The sequence below is a fragment of the Thermodesulfitimonas sp. genome (assembly GCF_052743955.1).
Window position 1 is genome coordinate 1 of record NZ_JBRAIN010000008.1, and the last position, 2,853, is coordinate 2,853.

Annotated in this window: 4 protein-coding genes and 1 pseudogene; 1 reads left to right on the forward strand and 4 read right to left on the reverse strand. The window is 58.5% G+C overall.

Annotation, left to right across the window (positions count from 1 at the left end):
• Positions 1–83 precede the first annotated feature (83 nt).
• Together ACUVTA_RS01315 and ACUVTA_RS01320 are read right to left on the reverse strand one after the other, a co-directional pair.
• The gene (locus ACUVTA_RS01315) at positions 84–713 is read right to left on the reverse strand and encodes a LysE family transporter (protein WP_445951182.1); all 630 of its coding nucleotides are present in this window, start codon (positions 711–713) and stop codon (positions 84–86) included.
• Between the two features lie 36 nt (positions 714–749).
• Positions 750–1,484, reverse strand: a complete 735-nt coding sequence (locus ACUVTA_RS01320) for a YkgJ family cysteine cluster protein (protein ID WP_445951183.1) — start codon at positions 1,482–1,484, stop codon at positions 750–752.
• Between the two features lie 166 nt (positions 1,485–1,650).
• On the opposite strand from ACUVTA_RS01320, the gene ACUVTA_RS01325 reads away from it, so the two are divergent.
• Positions 1,651–2,496, forward strand: a complete 846-nt coding sequence (locus tag ACUVTA_RS01325; RefSeq protein WP_445951184.1) for an SDH family Clp fold serine proteinase — start codon at positions 1,651–1,653, stop codon at positions 2,494–2,496.
• A gap of 1 nt (position 2,497) precedes the next feature.
• Here the strand turns inward: ACUVTA_RS01325 and ACUVTA_RS01330 are convergent, their stop codons facing one another.
• On the reverse strand, positions 2,498–2,641 hold the full coding sequence (locus tag ACUVTA_RS01330; RefSeq protein ID WP_445951185.1) for a hypothetical protein: 144 nt from the start codon (positions 2,639–2,641) through the stop codon (positions 2,498–2,500).
• 49 nt (positions 2,642–2,690) lie between these two features.
• A pseudogene (locus ACUVTA_RS01335) lies at positions 2,691–2,852 on the reverse strand (N-acetylmuramoyl-L-alanine amidase); the annotation flags it as partial.
• Position 2,853: the final 1 nt, after the last annotated feature.

Genomic DNA, 2,853 nt, shown 5'->3' on the forward strand with positions numbered 1-2,853 from the left:
ATAAACTCGGCAGGTACTTCTTGCGCAGGAGGCTGTACTACCGTCATACCGAACCCTCCCGTAGCCCTAAACCTTAAGGCCCGTCAAAAACGCCAGTATTCCAAGCCTTTAAGGATAAAATACCCCGCCAGCCCGATTAAAAACAGCGCCGCCACCGCCAGCACCGCCCGGTAAAGCGTAGGCCCCAGAAACCGGCGCCCGCCGCCCACAACACCTGCCACGGCCGCGTACCAGGCCAGGTCAGCCAGGATATGCCCGGTAAAGAAAACCACCACGCCGGCCCAGCCCCACCGCAGCGCAACGTTCACGTAGGAAAGGCCGATAGTAGCCCACCAGAGGCTCCAGTAAGGATTCGAAAGGCTCACCCCCGCCCCCAGCCCGATCAGACGTGCTACACCGGCACCCGCCCCAGAATTACTCCTCTTTGTAGCGGCGGTAAGGTCTAGCGAAACCCGTCCCCTAACAGCGTCATGTAGGATCGTCGCTCCCATCCAAAGCAAGAAACCGCCGCCAACCAGCGAAATCCCCGCAACTGCCCCCTGGCGCGCGATAAAAGGCCCTATCCCCAAGGCTATTGCCGCCACCAGCGCCGCCTCTAAGATACCGTGGCCAACCACAAGGAGCAGCCCCGCCTTCGCACCCTGCCGGACACTTTCGGCAACCGTTACCGTCAGGAGCGGTCCGGGCATCATCGCCCCGGTCAGAGCAACCAAAAATGCCGTTAGAAAAAGTTCCGGTATCCCCACGGCCTAAAAGCGGTAACCCACAGCCCGCGCCGCGTATTTTTCGAGCAACTCCCGCGAGCCGGACAGAAACTGGCGGACCACCTCTAACCTCTTACCTCGCACGCCAGCATTAAGCACCGTCATCGCCAAGTGCACCGGAAGCGGCACTAGCGTCCCGCCCCGAAAAACCCGTTCCGGTACCACAATACTGGTATCAAGGACTAGTAGGCGCATCTCGAGGTCCGTAAGCGCGTCAGCAGTAATCTCCCGGCCCTCGCTTCGGTTTCGCCCGCAGTAGGGGCGAGACTGGAGCACCGCCTCCGGCAGCCCGATCCCGTACTCCGCCTGCAAGAATTCCGCCAGAGCGCTAACGTGGCGCACGCGCTCCTGCTCTCTTTTTGCGTAGTCCTCTTCACTAAGCACGCCGAAAAGCCGGCAGCCGAACGGGCGAACCGGCGCAATAAGGCAGCCCTCTGCCGCCCGGAAAGGACATTTGAGTTCCGGGTCTGCCAGCTCCAGAAAGAAAAATTCCGCCGCCCCCCGAAGGATGGCCTCCTGTTTTTCGGTAAGTTTATCGCGGATATAGCGGTAGACATTCAGGTACTCAAGCAGCGAAGCGGCAGGCGGATTTTGGCAACAAAGTTCGCAATCCCGACACTCCCGGTCGGGCATATCCAGATAGATTCGCTCCAAGTCCATAAAAAGTCGGTTATTCTCGGCGTAAATCAGGCTTGAATAAAGCTCGTTGACTCCTAACATTACCCCTACCCTTCCTCATCCAGGCTTGTCACCCTACCGAAAACCTGGTAAAATTTTTGTAATAAGATTCGGTCCCGAGATTCATATTCCTCTCCGCGCGGACAAAATAAGTATAACAAAGTCTCTACGCGTTGAACAGTCCAACCCCGCTTTAAGGAGTTAGTAAATGGCGGCACAATTCTCGTTTTTCGACATCATCTGGACCATCTTCATCATTTCGGCCCTCCTGCCTATGTTGAAACAGCAGCACCTGGAGATGCAGCGGCTGCGTCTCATCCGGGCGATCGAGCAAAAGCGCCGCTCGCGCCTGATCACCATGATCCACCGGCAGGAACTCTTAAGCCTTTTGGGCCTGCCACTAACCCGCTATATCAATATCGAGGATTCCGAGCATATCCTCCGGGCCATCCGTTATACCCCACCCGACATGCCGATCGACCTTCTGCTCCACACCCCGGGCGGCCTTGTACTTGCCGCCGAGCAGATTGCGCGGGCGCTCGAAAAACACCCAGCGAAGGTGACGGTTTTCATCCCGCACTACGCGATGTCGGGCGGCACGATGATCGCGCTTGCCGCCGACGAGATCGTGATGGACGAAAACGCGGTACTCGGCCCCGTCGACCCGCAGCTCGGCAACTACCCGGCCGCCTCGATCCTGGAAACCGTCCGGCTGAAAGGAATTGAAAAGGTCGACGATACCACCGTCATCCTGGCAGACATCTCCCGCAAGGCGATCAACCAGGTCGAGGAATTCGTCCACTATCTTCTGCGCGGGAAAATGGGGAGCGAGAAGGCCCGGGCCATCGCCCACTTCCTCACCAGTGGCCGCTTCACCCACGACTACCCGATCACCTTCGAGCAGTTGAAGTCGCTGGGCCTTCCGGTCCGCACCGACCTGCCCAAAGAAATATACTCCCTGATGGAGCTTTACCCCCAGCCGGGCCAGCGCCGCCCTTCGGTGCAGTACATTCCGCTCCCGTACAGCCGCCCCGACCGCGACGGCAAACGCTAGTTCAAGGTAAGTTGGGTAACGTGAGCGCACCCGCCTTAGCCGCAAAGTAGCGGACTATCCCGCCGCAAATCGCAAAGGCGACCCTGCTCTGGTAAGCAGGGTCCTGCAGGAGCTTGAATTCTTGCGGGTTGGTGATAAAGCCCACCTCCTACTACCACCGCCGGCATCTGTGCCGTCCGGCCGGTAAAGTAATCGGCTGCTTTCGGTAACCGCGTCGTGTTCCCTAAAAATTCCCGCAGGGCGCTCTGGATGGCGCAGGCTAGCTCCCGCCCCTGCACTGAGCCTGGTTGGTAGAAGGTCTGGGCGCCATACTCGTTATCCTCCTCAAAACTGTTGACGTGAATGCTTACAAAAATA